The sequence below is a fragment of the Mesorhizobium sp. P2_B11 genome, from assembly GCF_056404855.1.
Window position 1 is genome coordinate 474,102 of record NZ_JBFUDF010000006.1, and the last position, 15,601, is coordinate 489,702.

Sequence of the window (15,601 nt, forward strand, 5' to 3'; positions counted from 1 at the left end):
GATCAGTCGGGCAGCGAGATGGTGCCGTCTTCCGCGATCGGAAAGGCCGGATTGTGGGCGACTTCCCAGACATGGCCGTCAGCATCGGCGAAATAGCCGTACCAGCCGCCCCAGAAGGCGCGGCCGGCCGGCTTGACGATCCTGCCGCCGGCCTTCTCTGCCATGGCAAGCACCTCGTCGACCTCGGCGTCGGAGCGGGTGTTGTAGGCGAGATAGACGGCGGAAGGCGCCTTGGCGAAGGCGACGCCTGAATCCTCCTCGGCGCTTGGGCGCGGAAACAGGCCGAGAATGGCGCCGCCCATCTGGAAGAAGGCTACACCGTCGGTGATGCCGGCATGGCGCTTGAGGCCCATGCCCTCATAAAAGCGCACGGCGCGGTCGAGATCGTCGGTGGCGACGGTGATGATGGAGATGCGCGGTTCCATGGGTCGAAAAACCTATTCGTCCGTCCATTCCGGTTTGCGTTTGCCGAGGAAGGCGCCGATGCCTTCTTCGGCGTCACGCGCCAGCATGTTCTCGACCATGATGCGGCCGGTATAGGCGTAGGCGTCGGCCAGCCCCATTTCGGCCTGCGCGTAAAAGGCTTCCTTGCCGGTCTTGACCACCAAAGATGATTTTGAAGCAATGGTTTGCGCGTATTTGGTGACGATCTGATTCAGGTATTCGCGCGGCACCACGCGGTTGATGAGGCCGAACTCCTTGGCGGTTGCCGCGTCGATGGTCTCGCCGGTGAGCAGCATCTCCATCGCCTGCTTGCGCGAGACATTGCGCGACAGCGCCACCATCGGTGTCGAGCAGAACAGGCCGATATTGACGCCCGGCGTGCAGAAGGTCGCTTCATGCGAGGCGATGGCAAGGTCGCAACTGGCGACCAGTTGCAGCCCGGCGGCGGTGGCAAGGCCATCAACCTCGGCGATTATCGGCAGCGGATGGCGCACGATCGCCTGCATCAACGCAGCACAAGCCGAAAACGTCTGCTCGAAGAACGCCCTGCCCTTGTCCTGTCCGGCGCGGCGCGCGGTCATTTCCTTGAGGTCGTGGCCCGCGCAGAACACTTTTCCGGACGCCGCCAGGACGACGACGCGGATGGATTTGTTGGTCTTGGCGTGCTCGAGTTCGGCACTCAGCGCCGCCATGACGGACAGCGACAAGGCATTGGCGGGCGGATTTGCGAGCGTCAGGCGCAGCACCCCCTTGTCCAGCCTGGTGATGACCGGACCTTCGGGCGGCTTGATGGCAACGATTTCGGCCATGGGTCGCTTCTCCCCAGTCGAGTTGGATGGGCTACAATCTAGTATCTGATCCGTGATCGTCCAACACCCCGAAACCGATGCTGGCACAAGCGACGTGCTGATCTGACGCCATCGGCGACGGTTGCAACAGGCACCGGACCACGTTCATACAGGCACAGGTGCCAAGGGGAAACCGACATGCCCGCCCAGGACAATCTCAAGCCGGTGCTGAATGCGGCTGAAGTCAATGCGCTGATGGCCAGCGTCTACCCGCAGCTCAATGACGAATTCAGCTTCTATCAGGCAATCGACGTGTTCCCCGGCGGCTGCACGGTGCGGCTCAATGCGGACGAGCGGCATTTGCGGCCCGGCGGCACGGTGTCCGGCCCGTCGCTGTTCACGCTGGCCGACATTGGCGGCTATGTCTGCGTGCTCAGCCACGCCGGGCCGGATGCGCTCTCGGTCACCGTCAACCTCAACATCAATTTCATGCGCAAGGCCGAAGCCGGCCCGATCGACGGCCATTGCCGCATCCTGAAGCTGGGAAGAAGCCTGATGGTGTTCGACATCGACATCGTCGCCGGACCGGAGGGACACACGGTAGCCCATGCCACAGGCACCTATTCGATCCCGCCGAGGCGGATAAATGATGTGGTAAAATAATACCTTTTACTCAACCAATTGTTTTTGCTATATTTTTGGCGATGGCAGGCTTTTCCTATGCCTTGACGCGCACACGCACCTCACCTATAAGCCCTCCCGAAGCAGCGGCCCGCAAAGGCCGCCGTTTTGTTATTGGCGGCGGGCAAGCGCCTTATCGCCAATCCAAGCAACAAGAAACGCCTTCGCTTATGAAGGTCAGAACCGAGAGCAGAAAACATGACAACCTTTTCGCAGAAGCCTGCGGATGTGGTGAAGAAGTGGATCCTGATCGACGCCGAGGGTCTCGTCGTCGGCCGTCTCGCCACTGTCATCGCCAATCATCTTCGCGGCAAGCACAAGCCCACCTTCACCCCGCATGTCGACGATGGTGACAATGTCATCGTCATCAATGCCGACAAGGTGGTGTTTACCGGCAAGAAGTTCACCGACAAGGTCTATTACTGGCACACCGGCCACCCCGGCGGCATCAAGGAGCGCACCGCGCGCCAGCTGCTCGAGGGTCGTTTCCCCGAGCGTGTCGTCGAGAAGGCCGTTGAGCGCATGGTCCCGCGTGGCCCGCTCGGCCGTCGCCAGATGAAGAACCTGCGCGTTTATGCAGGCGCCGAGCATCCGCATGTCGCCCAGCAGCCAGAAGTCCTCGACGTGGCCAAGCTGAATTCCAAGAACAAGAAGGTCGCATAAGATGGCTGAGCTTTCCTCGCTCGCAGAACTGGGCGCCGCCACCGGCAACACCAACACCCAGCCGGCAGCCCCCGTCCACGTCCAGAAGCTCGACAAGTCGGGCCGCGCCTATGCCACCGGCAAGCGCAAGAACGCCATTGCGCGCGTCTGGGTGAAGCCGGGTTCCGGCAAGATCGTCGTCAACGACAAGGAATTCGCGACCTATTTCGCGCGCCCGGTCCTGCAGATGATCCTCAACCAGCCGATCATCGCTTCCAACCGCGCCGGCCAGTACGACATCGTCGCCACCGTCGTCGGCGGTGGCCTGTCCGGCCAGGCGGGTGCGGTTCGTCACGGCATCTCCAAGGCGCTGACCTACTACGAGCCGGCACTGCGCGCCGTGCTCAAGAAGGGCGGCTTCCTGACCCGCGACAGCCGCGTCGTCGAGCGCAAGAAGTACGGCAAGGCGAAAGCCCGCCGTTCCTTCCAGTTCTCGAAGCGCTAAGCGCTACGCAGTTTTGGATATCGAAAAGGCCGCCTTCGGGCGGCCTTTTTGTTTGAAGTCTCGGCAGTCACCCCACCCGCGCCTTCGGCGCGACCTCCCCATCGAGGGGAGGTAGGGGGTCACGGCAGTTCGTTCGACGAGCATGCAACAGGTACGGCGAGCTCCCAGGATATAAGGGCGCGACGCCCTACCTCCCCTCGATGGGGAGGTCGGCGCGAAGCGCCGGGTGGGGTGATGGCGCCGGCCTCGGTCGAGTGTCAGGACCTGACGGCCTTGATATAATCGATGAACGCCCGCAGCGGCGCCGGCACCAGACGCCGCCCGGGATAATAGAGGAACGGCCCGGAAAAGCCCTGCCACCAGGGTTCGAGGACGGGCTCGAGGACGCCGCTGTCGAGGTACGGCCGAAGCCAGCCCTCGAAGAGGCCGACAATTCCGGTGCCGGCGATGGCCGCATCGACGGCAAGATCGGTCGCTCCGCCGATGCGCACGATCAGCGGCCCTGTCGTATCGACCCGCACCACCTCGCCGTCGCGCTCGAATTCCCACGGCACCATCGCGCCGCTGGCAAAGCGGCCGCGCAGACAAGCGTGGCCAAGCAGGTCACTCGGGTGCTGTGGCCTTCCATGGCGGTCGAGATAGGCAGGACTGGCGGCTGTGGCGAAGCGCTGGACGCGCGGACCGATCGGCACCGCGATCATGTCCTGTTCCAGCCGGTCGTCATAGCGGATGCCGGCGTCACACCCGGCCGCCAGAACGTCGACAAAGTTCTCGTCGGCGATGACCTCCAGCCGGATGCCGGGATATGCCGCGAGAAAACCCGGGACAATGCCGGGCAATATCAGCCGCGCGGCAACGCTTGGTACATTCAGGCGCAGCGAACCGGCCGGCCTGTCGCGAAAGCCATTGACGACGTCGAGTGCCGCCTCCACCTCCGTCAGCGCCGGGCCAAGCCGTCCCAAGAGGCTGAGGCCGGCCTCGGTCGGAACAACGCTGCGCGTTGTGCGGTTGAACAGCCTGACGCCGAGCTGCGTCTCCAGGCGGCGCACGGCTTCGCTCAAGCCCGACGCGCTGCCGCCGCCGGCGCGAGCCCCTTCACGAAAACCGCCGGCACGCGCCACCGCCACGAAGGCGTTCAGATCGCTGAGATCCATCATTGTTCGTAATTCCGCACAAGCTGTACGGATTGTACCTGATTATCCCGAGGTTGAGCAGCGTCTATCTTCGCCTCCTCAAAGGAGATCGACCATGTCCACCATCCAAAAGTCCGGCACATTCACCCTCGGCAGCCACACCGTAAAGCGGCTTGGTTATGGCGCCATGCAACTTGCCGGCCCCCATGTGTTCGGTCCGCCGAAGGACCATGACGCGGCCATTGCCGTGCTGCGCGAGGCGGTCGCGTCCGGCGTCAACCACATCGACACCTCGGACTATTACGGCCCGTATGTCACCAACCAGCTGATCCGCGAGGCGCTGGCGCCCTATCCCCAGGATCTCGTCATCGTCACCAAGATCGGCGCGCGGCGCGGCAGCGATGCCTCCTGGCTGCCGGCCAATTCGCCTGCGGAACTCGAGCAAGCTGTCCACGACAACCTCAGGAATCTCGGGCTTGAGATTCTGGACGTCGTCAATCTGCGCATCATGTTCGGGATGGGTCCGACCGAGGGTTCGATCGAGGCGCAGCTGACGGCTGTTGCCGAGCTGCAGCGCAAGGGGCTGGTGCGCCATATCGGCCTGAGCAACGTCACCCCTGCGCAGGTCGCGGAAGGCCGGGGGATTGCCGAGATCGTCTGCGTGCAGAACATGTACAATCTGGCGCACAGGCACGACGACGGATTGATCGACAAGCTGGCGCGCGACGGCATCGCCTACACGCCGTTCTTCCCGCTCGGCGGTTTCAGCCCGCTGCAATCGTCGACCTTGTCGGACGTGGCGGCGCGGCTCGGCGCCACGCCGATGCAGGTCGCACTCGCCTGGCTGCTCAAGCGCTCGCCGAACATCCTGCTGATCCCGGGGACGTCGTCGGTCGGGCATTTGAGGGAGAATTTGGCGGCGGCGGAGCTGGAGCTGTCGGCGGATGTGGTGGCCGAGTTGGATGGGGTGGCGAAGGCGGCGTAAAGACTTTTGCGGGTGGCGCTATCACCCCACCCGCGCCTGCGGCGCGACCTCCCCATCGAGGGGAGGTAGGAGGTCACGGCAGCCTTCCCTACGTCGCAATCATTGCGACTGTCGGGCTCCAAAGGCGCCAACGCCCTACCTCCCCTCGATGGGGAGGTCGGCGCGTAGCGCCGGGTGGGGTGCAGCGCCGGCGTTGAATATTCAGTTGATGCTCGCCGTATTCGCCGGCTCGGCCGGTCGCGCCTCATCCGCATAAGGCACCCGAAACCCGTTCGCCGCCAGCCAGGCAATCGCCGCCTTCGGTTCGTCGGTCTGGATGATCGTGGCGCCGCGGTCGGCCCAAAAACCGTAGGTCTCGGCCGGCAGGCTGGCCGCGACCGCCAGTTCGTCGCCGCGGCCGCCGGAGAGGAAGCCGCCCGGTTTGTTGACGATGGCGTAAGTGTCGGCCCAGATGTGCCAGCCGCCCCGCACCGACACAGCCCGCATGCGCGCGCTGAACAACGGACCGCCATTCTCGGTCAGCGTCTGAGCCCCTGCCCGCCAGTTGATCAGTTCGATCGCGCCGGGCGCAAAGGCCTTGCCGACTTGTTCGGCAAAGGCAGCATCATGCACCGCGTCGTCGGCGATGATCGGCATGAACTGGAAGCCGCCGCCGGCAGCATCGAGCGCCGCCTTGACGGTGTCGATCCGCTGCTGGTTCCACAGGTTCTCCTTGACGATCACCTGTTGGGCCATGCCGAGGTCGCGGGCAATGGCGATCATGCCAGGCAGAGCCTGGACATCGAGCTTGTTGTCGAGGTTGACCAGGATGCGATCCCTGGTCGCCAGCAGCATTTCGCGCAGCGTGGACACTGTTTCATTGGTGACGGCACCGGTGCCTTCGACCACCAGCCTGCAGTGCTTCAGTTCGGCCAGCGTGTAGTTGACCACCTCGCCCTTGCAATTTGTGGTGCGGTCGAGCCAGCTGTCATGCATAACGACGAATTCGCCGTCCTTCGAACGCCTGATGTCGACCTCGACGATCTCGGCGCCCAACGCGATCGCGCCTTCGACGGCGGCGAGCGAGTTTTCGGCATAGAGCGTCTTGCCGGCCTGCATGCTGCCGGCGCGGTGGGCGGCGACCATGACATGGTCGCGCCACTGGTTGGCGTGTTCAAAGCGGTCGAGAATCTGCCGGGCGCGGGTTTCGCTTGCCGAGGCTGAGCCGGTGAAGGCGGCAAATGCTGCGCAAAGCAGAAGGCAGATGGTCCGCATCGAGAATCGCTCCTTGCCGGATCGGACCGGGGATAGGCGACGTCAGTGACATCCAGGTGAACGAAGCCGGCTAGTGGATTGTCGCGCCGCTGCAACAAAGTCGTGCTGAAACCATGCCGGCAGCGCGCCAGAGCGGAATTGAGAGGTCCCGGCAGAGCGCCATGCCTTTCGCCAAGCTGTGACTGGCATCTTGCGTGCCGGTTCTGTAGTTGTGGCAGCCCGATGAACAAAGAGGACCCGTAATGGCGAACCAGACCATCGACAACGCCTTCACCGCTCGCTCCAAGACGGGGGCATCCTTCGAGCCGACCTATGCCGGCGCGCTGTCGTTCATGCGGCGCAAATACACCAAGGACGTAAAGGGCGCGGACGCGGTCGTATGGGGCATTCCCTTCGATGCCGCCGTCACCAACCGGCCGGGCGCGCGCTTCGGGCCGCAGGCGATCCGCCGCGCCTCGGCGATCCTCGACAACGACCCGCAATATCCGTTCTCGCGCGACCTGTTCGAGCATCTCTCGGTCGTCGATTATGGCGACTGCCTGCTCGATTCGGGCAATCACCAGAAGACGCCCGGCACGATCGAGCGCGAGGCAGCAAAAATCCTGAAATCTGGCGCCTTCCTGCTGTCGCTCGGGGGCGACCATTTCGTCACCTGGCCGCTGCTCAAGGCGCATGCCGCCATTCACGGGCCGCTGGCGCTGGTGCAGTTCGATGCGCACCAGGACACCTGGCCGGACGACGGCAAGCGCATCGACCATGGTTCTTTCGTCGGCCGCGCCGTCAATGAAGGCATCATCGATCCCGACCGCTCGATCCAGATCGGTATCCGCACGCACGCCCCCGATACGTTCGGCATCAAGATCCTCTACGGCCACGAGATCGAGGAGATGCGGGCGTCCGACATCGCCTATGCCATCGTCGACCGCACCGGCGGCAGGAAGACCTATCTGACCTTCGACATCGACTGCCTCGACCCGGCCTTCGCGCCCGGCACCGGCACGCCGGTCGCCGGCGGCCCGTCCTCGGCAAAGATTCTGTCGACGCTGCGCCAGCTCGGCCAGATCGATATTGTCGGCGCCGACGTCGTCGAGGTTGCGCCGGCCTATGATCACGCCGATATAACGGCGATCGCCGGTTCGATGGTGGCCATGCACTATCTCGGCCTGGTGGCGGAACGTAAGGCGCGAGCCGAAGAGTTGAACAACGGCAATCACGGCGCCGCGAACAACGGCCAAGGCATATAGGTTTGGACGAGCAGGGAATTTGGCGAACTAGCTGGGAATATTCTGGGATATGAAACCGAAAATCTTCATCGACGGCGAACACGGCACCACCGGCCTGCAGATCAGGGCGCTGCTGGCCGAGCGTGGCGATCTCGAGATCATCTCGATCCCGACCGAACGCCGCAAGGAAACGGCGGCGCGCGCCGAATTCCTCAATGCCGCCGATGTCGCGATCCTGTGCCTGCCGGATGCGGCGGCGAAGGAAAGCGTGGCGCTGATCGAGAACGACACCACAAGGGTGATCGACGCCTCGACCGCGCATCGCGTCGCCGAGGGCTGGGAATATGGTTTTGCCGAGTTGGACAAGGCTCAGGCCAAGATCATCGCCAACGCCAAGCGCGTCGCCAATCCCGGCTGCTGGCCGCAAGGGCCGATCGCGACGCTGCGGCCGCTGGTAACGGCAGGCCTGTTGCCGCCGGATTTCCCGATCACGGTCAACGGCATTTCGGGATATTCGGGCGGCGGCCGGCCGATGATCGAGGACTATGTCGCCAAGGGCGAGGATGCCTCTGAATTCCAGGTCTATGGGCTGACCCTGCAGCACAAGCACGTGCCGGAGCTGCGCACCTATGCGAAGCTGTCACACGATCCGATCATGCAGCCCGCGGTCGGCAATTTCGCCCAAGGCATGATCACGGTGGTGCCGCTGCAACTCGGCGGCCTCGGCCATGTGCCGACCGGTGCCGAACTGCATGCTGCGATCGCCGACCATTTTGCCGCCATCAAGGGCGGCGTGGTCGAGGTGGCGCCTTATGCACACGCCGAGCGCCTGCCGGAGATAAACCCCGAGGTGTATAACGGCACCAACCGCATGAAGGTCTATGTCTTTGCCAATGACGACAGGGCGCAGGCGCTGCTGATTGCGGTCTATGACAATCTCGGCAAGGGCGCCTCGGGAGCGGCCGTGCAGAACATGGACCTGATGCTCGGTCTTTAGAGCGTTTCACCGTTTCGGAGAACGGCGAACCGCTCTATCGCTTTGTTTGGAGCAATTCCGGACGAAAAACCGCTGACACTTTTTCTGGAATTGCTCTGATGGACGCGCCAACATTTCCCAAGCGCTGGAAGGTCAGCGCCCCCGAACTTATTGCCGAGACGTTTTCAAGCCGCATCTGGAAGGTGCGGCGCGAAGACGGCTCACCTGCCATCGTCAAGGCGCTGAAGCCGTTCGACGATGTCCAGGATGAGCTGCGCGGCGAGCACTATCTCGCCTGGCGGCGCGGCGAAGGCGCGGTGCGGCTGCTTGGCCGCGATGGCCACCGCATGCTGCTCGAATATGCCGGCGAAACCTTGCTTGCCGAGATTCTCGACAAAGAGGGCGATAACGCCGCGACCGCAATCGCGGCCGAAGTGATGGCGAAGCTGTTTTCGCCGTCAGAGCACCCTGCCCCGCCGGACCTGCAGCCACTGCGGACACGGTTTGCCAGCCTGTTCAAAAAGGCCAAAGCCGATCGCGACGCGGGAGAGCCTAGCCCATATGTCGAGGCCGCTACCATTGCGGACCGGCTGCTCGATGCCCCGCATGCGGTGAAGCCACTGCATGGCGACCTGCATCACGACAACATCCTGCACGGCGCGCGCGGCTGGCTGGCGATCGACCCCAAGGGCGTGCTCGGCGATCCCGGCTTCGACGCCGCCAACATGCTTTACAACCCGCTCGAGCGCGACGACCTCTGCCTCGATCCGGAGCGGATCGCGCATATGGCCGACATCTTTGGCAAGACGCTCGGCCAGACGCCGGCCGCCATCCTCGACCACGGCATCGCCTGGGGCTGCCTGTCAGCCGCGTGGCACCATGAGGATAAGAATGCGGTCGACGAGAACCGCGAACTATCGGTCGCCGAAGCGATCCGGAAGGTGCGGCTCAGCTTCTGACTTCTATCTCGTGCGGCAGCGGATAGGCGCCCTTTGTGCCGCGCCAGTGCGCGGCGGCAAAGCCCAGCAGGATCAGTGCGAAAGCCTGATGGGTCAGCGCCATGTGCAAAGGCACCTGCATCAACAGCGTACCGATGCCGATCGAGGCCTGGACCAGCACCAGCAGAAACAGCAGCGTCGCGCGCCGCGCATGTGTCGTTCCTGAAAGACGCTGGCGTGTCGCGATCATATGCCAGAGCGCCACAGCAAAGACCGTGTAAGCGCCCAGCCGATGAACGAACTGCACCGTCTTCGGGTTCTCGAAGAAATTGCGCCAGGCCGGCTCAAGCAGCAGCAGGTCGCTGGGGATAATCTTGCCGTCCATCAACGGCCAGGTGTTGTAGGAAAGGCCGGCATCAAGCCCGGCGACCAGGCCGCCGAGATAGATCTGGACCAGCGCCAGCAGCACGATGAAACCGGCCAGCCTTTGCGTCGAACGGTCGGCGGCGGGCTCGGAATGCGGCGCCAGCCCACGCGCGACCACCATGGTGGCGGTAAAGATCAGCGCGGCAAGCGTCAGATGCGTCGCCAGCCTGTACTGGCTGACGGAGACGCGGTCGACCAGGCCGGAGGCCACCATCCACCAGCCGATGGCGCCTTGCAGGCCGCCGAGCAGCAGAATGCCGAGCAGTTTTAGCCCAAGCCCGCGCTCGATGCGCCGTGTTGCCCACAGGACCAGTAGCGGCAGGCCAAAGACCAGCCCAACGCTGCGCGCCAGAATACGGTGCGCCCATTCCCACCAGAAGATCGACTTGAAGGCGTCGAGGCTCATGCCCTTGTTGAGTTCGGCATATTGCGGGATCTTTTGGTAGAGCTGAAATTCCTCCTGCCACTCGGCGTCGTTGAGCGGCGGTATCACACCGTGGATCGGCTTCCACTCGGTGATCGACAGGCCGGAATTGGTGAGCCTGGTGGCGCCGCCGACCAGCACCAGCGCAAACACCACCAGAAGCACGACATAGAGCCAGCCGCGCACCAGCGCCCGGTTTGAGAGGTCGCGGTCGCGGGCCGTGTAGGGCGCGGCTGCTGAGATGGCGGCCATGGATTTGTCCCGGCGGTTGCAACTGGCGGATTGGTGAACCATCGCAACCCGGCTGACAAGACCGGACGGCGCGGCACGCCGTCGCGCCGCAAGTCACAGGTTGCACAGGCGCCCGGTTGGGCCTAAGCGAAGGCGATCAACGAGAACGCTTCATGCCCATCCGCCTGAAAAAGCTGATCGGAACCTTCCTGCTGGTGGCGCTGGTCATCATCTATGCGCTGGTCGCGTCGATCATAGCGGTGGCGCAGCTGTCGGAATCCGGTCCGCTGGTGCATTTCCTGTTCTTCCTGTTCAGCGGCCTGTTCTGGATACTGCCGGCGATGGGCATCATCAAATGGCTGATCCTGGAGCCGCGGCCGAAAGGCTGAAAGCGCTCGGCCTGAGGCGTGAACTCATAAAAGCGCATGGTTAGATCATGCACGAATGTCTGCTTCTGAGACGAAAGCGGCCATTATCGGTTGCCGTTGCATTGGCAAAAGGGGCCTAAGCCGACTCCAGCATGGTGGCCCCGTCGAGTAAAAAGTTAGTCATTCCGGAAAGCCAGCCTTACGAAGGCCTTCGACGTACATGTCTCGCAAGGCCAGGTCGCGATAGGGCTGGGATTTGACCCAATGGCTAATCTTGAAATGGGGGTTTGTTGCCAGATATAGCGTGGCCTCTTCACGCGCTTCCTCGAACCTGCCGAGCCGAGCCAGAATCGACGCCAAATTAACCCTGGATTCGGTTCGATATGTAGCATCATTCCTCAGAGTTTTCACTGCTTGCTCATACTTGCCGGCAGCGGATTGGGCACCTCCGAGTAACCAGAAATACCAGCTCGGCGGGCGCGGATTCAGGCGCAATGCCTTCTCGATGCAGGCGAGGGCCTCTACTCCGCGACCTTCATAGGTCTTCAGGTCCCCAAAGTTTGCCCAAGCATCGGCATCGTTCGGGTTGAGCCGCAGCGAAATCTCGTACTCTTTGGCAGACTCATCCCACTGCCGCTCGAGGAGGAGTATGAACGCGAGCACCCAATGCGTGCCAGAATTTTCGGGATCGAGTTCAATCGCCTTTCTTGCCGACGCCATGGACTGTTGACGAAGGGGGTTCATCGGATGGTTCCTAAAGACCCAGGCCTCGCACTGACTGATCGCCAACCAGCGATAGGCATCGGCGTAGTTAGGATCGAGCGCGATGGCCCGCTCGAACAAGGGAATGGCCGCCACTCCCGCCTCCGTGGAGTGTGCCCATTCAGCCCGCCCCCGTAGATAGAGATCATAGGCCCCCAGGTTCGTTGGCCGATAACGCTCCTTCAGATTTGCCGCGGCCAACTTGCCGGCCAGCCCCTCCACAATCTTGCCGACGACTTCGTCTTGTGCAGCGAAGATATCGGCAAGGTCCCTGTCAAAGCGATCCGCCCAGATGTGCCCCCCGGCGGGTGCATCGATGAGCTGAGCATTGATCCGCACACGGTCCGCCACGCGTCGGGCGCTGCCCTCCAGTACATATTTCACGCCCAGTTCGCGAGCGATCTGGCGGATGTCTACCGATCTGCCCTTATAGGCAAAGGATGAGTTCCGGGCGATGACGAAGAGCTCGGGCACTTTGGAGAGGTCGGTAATCAGATCCTCCGCCAATCCATCAACGAAATACGCCTGCTCGGCGTCAGCACTCATATTCACAAAGGGGAGGACGACTATTGACGGCTTGACGGGAAGGGAAAGTTCAACGGCGGAGGTGACCACCGCGGCTCCATCCTTGCCCGCGAGCCGATAGGTTTGGATCGGTCGATCGATGTTCTTGAGAGTCTGCGGGCCCAACGAAACGAATGAATGTGGCAGCTTGCCGTTAATCTGCTCGAAGACACTTCCCGAGATGCACAATCCCCCGGGCTCCGACATACTCTCGAGTCGAGCCGCGACGTTGACTCCGTCGCCGTAGAGATCGTTGCCTTCCACCATCACATCGCCGAGATTAATTCCAGCACGCAATACAATGCGTCGATCCCCAGCCAAATCTGCATTTGCGATATCCATAGCTTTCTGCAATTCGACAGCGCAGTCTACGGCGTTGACTGCGCTTCCGAACTCTATTAGCGCGCCATCCCCGATCAATTTGACGATGCGACCGTGATGTTTGGAGATCATTGGCTGAAGGATCTCTCGACGCCGAGATTTGAGCGCAGCCAAGGTACCTACCTCGTCGCGCTCCGTGAGGCGGCTATAGCCAACCACGTCGATGGCCAGAATGGCAGCAAGGCGGCGTTGAACGCGTTCCTCGGACATCGCAGGGGTGCTCTCAGTGCGGCAAACTGTATTTGTATCCCCAGGAGGAGTCTATTCGCCTGATTTGCCGCTCTGGGCCGCGCGCGTGACGGACTGACCGGCAAGGTGCTCGCCGTAGTGGACGCCAACGGTCTGCCGGTGTGCCTTGGCCTGTCGCCCGGCGAGGCTCGTGATCAAGCAATGCCGAAGGATCGCAACCCGATATGACAAGGTCGCAGCAAACTAGCTTGCCTTCATCAAACTGGCTTCGATCCGCATTTGGCTACGCGCTTGTGAGTCACGCCCTAAATCGTCACGACCATCTTGCCGGCATTGGCCAGCGGTGTCGTGACGCCCGACAGCATGGTGCGGATATGGGCGACGCTCTGGTAGCGGCCATTGACCGAAATGCGCGGCAGCGCGTGCAGGAAGCCGGCATGCTCGGCATGCAGCACGCCATGGCGGGTCGTCACCGCCGAGGCGTAGCCGGCATCGCGGGCAAAGCCGACTTCACGGCAGCCGACGGCGCTGGCATAGCCATAGGGATAGGCGAGATGGCGCGGCTCTTCGCCCAGCTGCGCCTGCAACTGGCGCCTGACGTCGCCGATCTCATGGCGCGCATCGGCTTCGTCGAGCCGCTTCAGATTGCGGTGGTTGACCGTATGTGCGCCGATGGTCACCAGCCTGTGCGCGGCCATGGCGCGTATATCGTCCCAGGTCATCAGCGTGCTTGAGCGCAAGCCATCGAGTTCGATGCCGTTCGAGCGCGCGAGCTCGCGCAGCACGGCGCGCTGATCCTCCTCGCGCACCTCCAGCGTCAGATATGCGTGCAGGCGCGCATTTGCCTGGAGTTTTCTGCCATGGGTCGAGCAGTCGATCGTCACCGGTCCCTTCGCCGTCGCCAGCGTCAGCCGGTCGCGCGCGTTGACGATGTCCTCGACCACGTCCCACCACAAATCGGCGCTGCCGTCGATCAGACCCGGCGCGACATAGATGGTGATCGGCGCGTCGTGCTTTTCCAGCACCGGCAGCGCTTCGGTCATGTTGTCGCGATAGGCGTCGTCGGCGGTGATGGTGGCGAACTGGCCGTCCTTGCCGCCGGCCTTGATGCGCTCGATCGCCTCGTCGAACGTGACGAAGGCATAGCCCCGCGCCTTCATGTCGGCGACGAGAGCGTCGAGGAAACGCGGGGCGATGTTGAGGTGGCGATTGACGCCGTCGGGCTTCTCCGGCGTGGCGGTGACCCGGTGCAACATCAGGATGGCGCCGATGCCGCCGACGAAGGGCTTGGCCAGCGGTGCAAGGCCGGTAAAGCGGGCGATGTTAAGCGCCAGTTTCCGAACTGCCTCCCCGCCGTCGATCATTCATTCACCTTTTGCGCCTAGGCTCAATCCAAGCACGGAACGCGCCGACGCGAACTCCCTGATCGCGACGAATACGCCTTAAGGATTGAGGTATGGTTGACGCCACCGCGTCTTTTGACGGCAATCGGCTCGCCGCAAGCAAGGCGTCTGCGCGCGCGACGGCTGCCGACCAGACCGGCCTGTCGGTGTCGATCGCCGACGCTGCCGCGCTCGCCTCTTACGGGGAATTTTGCCGTTCGGCGTTGTTTGCGCCGGCGCAGAGCGCAGCCTGGGCCCGTGCCTGGACGGCGCAGGCCAATCCCGATGCCATCGTCGCCACGCTGAAAATCGAGGACCGGCCGGTCTTCTCGCTGGCACTGGAAATCACGCGAACCGGTCCATTCCGTGTCGCCCGCTTCATGGGCGGACGTCACGCCAACGGCAATTTCGCCGCCGCCGATCCGAGCTGGCTGGCAAAGACCGATGCCGGAACGATCCGCAGGCTGGTGACGGCGATCGGCAAGGCGCGCCGCGACATCGACCTCGTTGCGCTGGAAAGGCTGCTGCCCGATCTCGAAGGCGTTGCCAATCCGCTCGCGACGTTCTGTAATTTTCCAAGCCCAAACCTGTCGCTCGCCGTCGACCTCGATGGTGGTTTCGATGCCTTGCTGTCGCGCGCGAGCGGCAAGCGCAAACGCAAGAAGCACCGTTCGCAGACGCGCAAGTTCGAGGCGGTCGGCAGTCATCGCCGCATTGAAGCGCGGACACCGGATGAGGTGAACAGGCTGCTCGATGCCTTCTTCGAGATGAAGGAATTCCGCTTCGCCAAGATGGGCATCGCCAATGTCTTCGGCGAGCCTGAGGTGCGTTCTTTCTTCCGCGCCCTGTTCGCCGGCGCGCTGGCCGAGGAGAAACCGGCCTTTGTGCTGCATGGGCTCGAAGTCGCCGGCAAGCTGCGCGCCATCACCGGTTCGAGCCGGTCGGGCAAACGCCTGATCTGCGAATTCGGAGCCATTGCCGAGGACGATCTCGGCCACACCAGCCCCGGCGATTTCCTGTTCTTCGACAACATCCAGGAAGCCTGCGAGGTCGGCTTCGAAGTCTATGATTTCTCGGTCGGCGACGAGCCCTACAAGCGGCTCTGGTGCGATATCGAGACCCAGCATTTCGAGGTGCTGGTGCCCCTGACGCTGAAGGGACGAGCGCTCGCATCGGCGCTGCGGCAAGGCGCGCGGGCGAAGGCTTTCATCAAGAACAGCCCGACGATCTGGAAGCTGACCAAGATGCTGCGCCGAAAGGCGGCCGGACAGGCAGCGCCCGCCACTGCCGACGACGATAACTAGC

The 15,601-nt window shown here is 63.0% G+C and carries 16 protein-coding genes; 9 read left to right on the forward strand and 7 right to left on the reverse strand.

Annotated elements, in window-relative coordinates; translation table 11 throughout:
• Positions 1 to 2: 2 nt before the first annotated feature.
• A complete protein-coding gene (locus AC1DYJ_RS21780) occupies positions 3 to 425 on the reverse strand; it encodes a VOC family protein (RefSeq protein ID WP_477284774.1) in 423 nt (140 codons plus the stop codon).
• A gap of 12 nt (positions 426 to 437) precedes the next feature.
• Positions 438 to 1,253, reverse strand: coding sequence for an enoyl-CoA hydratase (locus AC1DYJ_RS21785; protein WP_477284776.1), 816 nt, complete (start codon positions 1,251 to 1,253; stop codon positions 438 to 440).
• A 177-nt stretch (positions 1,254 to 1,430) separates the two neighbouring features.
• On the opposite strand from AC1DYJ_RS21785, the gene AC1DYJ_RS21790 reads away from it, so the two are divergent.
• From AC1DYJ_RS21790 to rpsI, 3 genes are all read left to right on the forward strand, one after another.
• Entirely contained in the window at positions 1,431 to 1,895 is a 465-nt protein-coding gene (locus AC1DYJ_RS21790) for a PaaI family thioesterase (protein ID WP_477284778.1), read from the forward strand.
• A 216-nt stretch (positions 1,896 to 2,111) separates the two neighbouring features.
• On the forward strand, positions 2,112 to 2,576 hold the full coding sequence (gene rplM / locus AC1DYJ_RS21795; RefSeq protein ID WP_010915638.1) for a 50S ribosomal protein L13: 465 nt from the start codon (positions 2,112 to 2,114) through the stop codon (positions 2,574 to 2,576).
• 1 nt (position 2,577) lies between these two features.
• Complete coding sequence (gene rpsI, locus AC1DYJ_RS21800; RefSeq protein ID WP_027042360.1) at positions 2,578 to 3,060, forward strand: 30S ribosomal protein S9; 483 nt, start codon at positions 2,578 to 2,580, stop codon at positions 3,058 to 3,060.
• Positions 3,061 to 3,317: 257 nt separating this feature from the next.
• On the opposite strand, the gene AC1DYJ_RS21805 is transcribed toward rpsI, so the two are convergent.
• Positions 3,318 to 4,217: a LysR family transcriptional regulator gene (locus AC1DYJ_RS21805; protein WP_477284780.1), complete on the reverse strand. Its 900-nt coding sequence runs from the start codon at positions 4,215 to 4,217 to the stop codon at positions 3,318 to 3,320.
• Positions 4,218 to 4,308: 91 nt separating this feature from the next.
• Between AC1DYJ_RS21805 and AC1DYJ_RS21810 the strand changes: the two genes are divergently transcribed.
• Positions 4,309 to 5,178 carry an aldo/keto reductase family oxidoreductase gene (locus tag AC1DYJ_RS21810; protein ID WP_477284782.1) on the forward strand — a complete coding sequence of 290 codons (870 nt, stop codon included), beginning with the start codon at positions 4,309 to 4,311 and terminating at the stop codon, positions 5,176 to 5,178.
• 201 nt (positions 5,179 to 5,379) lie between these two features.
• Here the strand turns inward: AC1DYJ_RS21810 and AC1DYJ_RS21815 are convergent, their stop codons facing one another.
• A complete protein-coding gene (locus AC1DYJ_RS21815) occupies positions 5,380 to 6,432 on the reverse strand; it encodes a glycerophosphodiester phosphodiesterase family protein (RefSeq protein WP_477284784.1) in 1,053 nt (350 codons plus the stop codon).
• A 242-nt stretch (positions 6,433 to 6,674) separates the two neighbouring features.
• Between AC1DYJ_RS21815 and speB the strand changes: the two genes are divergently transcribed.
• The 3 genes from speB to AC1DYJ_RS21830 all read left to right on the forward strand — a co-directional run bounded on the left by speB (position 6,675) and on the right by AC1DYJ_RS21830 (position 9,590).
• Positions 6,675 to 7,676: an agmatinase gene (gene speB / locus AC1DYJ_RS21820; protein WP_477284786.1), complete on the forward strand. Its 1,002-nt coding sequence runs from the start codon at positions 6,675 to 6,677 to the stop codon at positions 7,674 to 7,676.
• Positions 7,677 to 7,725: 49 nt separating this feature from the next.
• Positions 7,726 to 8,652 carry an N-acetyl-gamma-glutamyl-phosphate reductase gene (gene argC, locus AC1DYJ_RS21825; RefSeq protein WP_477284788.1) on the forward strand — a complete coding sequence of 309 codons (927 nt, stop codon included), beginning with the start codon at positions 7,726 to 7,728 and terminating at the stop codon, positions 8,650 to 8,652.
• Positions 8,653 to 8,750: 98 nt separating this feature from the next.
• Positions 8,751 to 9,590 (forward strand): aminoglycoside phosphotransferase family protein, encoded by an 840-nt coding sequence (locus AC1DYJ_RS21830; protein ID WP_477284790.1) that lies wholly within the window; start codon positions 8,751 to 8,753, stop codon positions 9,588 to 9,590.
• On the opposite strand, the gene AC1DYJ_RS21835 is transcribed toward AC1DYJ_RS21830, so the two are convergent.
• Positions 9,580 to 10,671 carry a COX15/CtaA family protein gene (locus AC1DYJ_RS21835; RefSeq protein WP_477284792.1) on the reverse strand — a complete coding sequence of 364 codons (1,092 nt, stop codon included), beginning with the start codon at positions 10,669 to 10,671 and terminating at the stop codon, positions 9,580 to 9,582. The two genes, AC1DYJ_RS21830 and AC1DYJ_RS21835, sit on opposite strands and share 11 nt — an antisense overlap.
• 152 nt (positions 10,672 to 10,823) lie before the next feature.
• On the opposite strand from AC1DYJ_RS21835, the gene AC1DYJ_RS21840 reads away from it, so the two are divergent.
• The gene (locus tag AC1DYJ_RS21840) at positions 10,824 to 11,039 is read left to right on the forward strand and encodes a DUF2842 domain-containing protein (RefSeq protein WP_477232828.1); all 216 of its coding nucleotides are present in this window, start codon (positions 10,824 to 10,826) and stop codon (positions 11,037 to 11,039) included.
• Positions 11,040 to 11,198: 159 nt separating this feature from the next.
• On the opposite strand, the gene AC1DYJ_RS21845 is transcribed toward AC1DYJ_RS21840, so the two are convergent.
• Positions 11,199 to 12,935 carry an adenylate/guanylate cyclase domain-containing protein gene (locus tag AC1DYJ_RS21845; protein ID WP_477284794.1) on the reverse strand — a complete coding sequence of 579 codons (1,737 nt, stop codon included), beginning with the start codon at positions 12,933 to 12,935 and terminating at the stop codon, positions 11,199 to 11,201.
• Positions 12,936 to 13,219: 284 nt separating this feature from the next.
• Positions 13,220 to 14,278, reverse strand: a complete 1,059-nt coding sequence (locus AC1DYJ_RS21850) for a polysaccharide deacetylase family protein (RefSeq protein WP_477426242.1) — start codon at positions 14,276 to 14,278, stop codon at positions 13,220 to 13,222.
• A gap of 92 nt (positions 14,279 to 14,370) precedes the next feature.
• On the opposite strand from AC1DYJ_RS21850, the gene AC1DYJ_RS21855 reads away from it, so the two are divergent.
• A complete protein-coding gene (locus tag AC1DYJ_RS21855) occupies positions 14,371 to 15,600 on the forward strand; it encodes a GNAT family N-acetyltransferase (protein WP_477284798.1) in 1,230 nt (409 codons plus the stop codon).
• Position 15,601 lies beyond the last annotated feature (1 nt).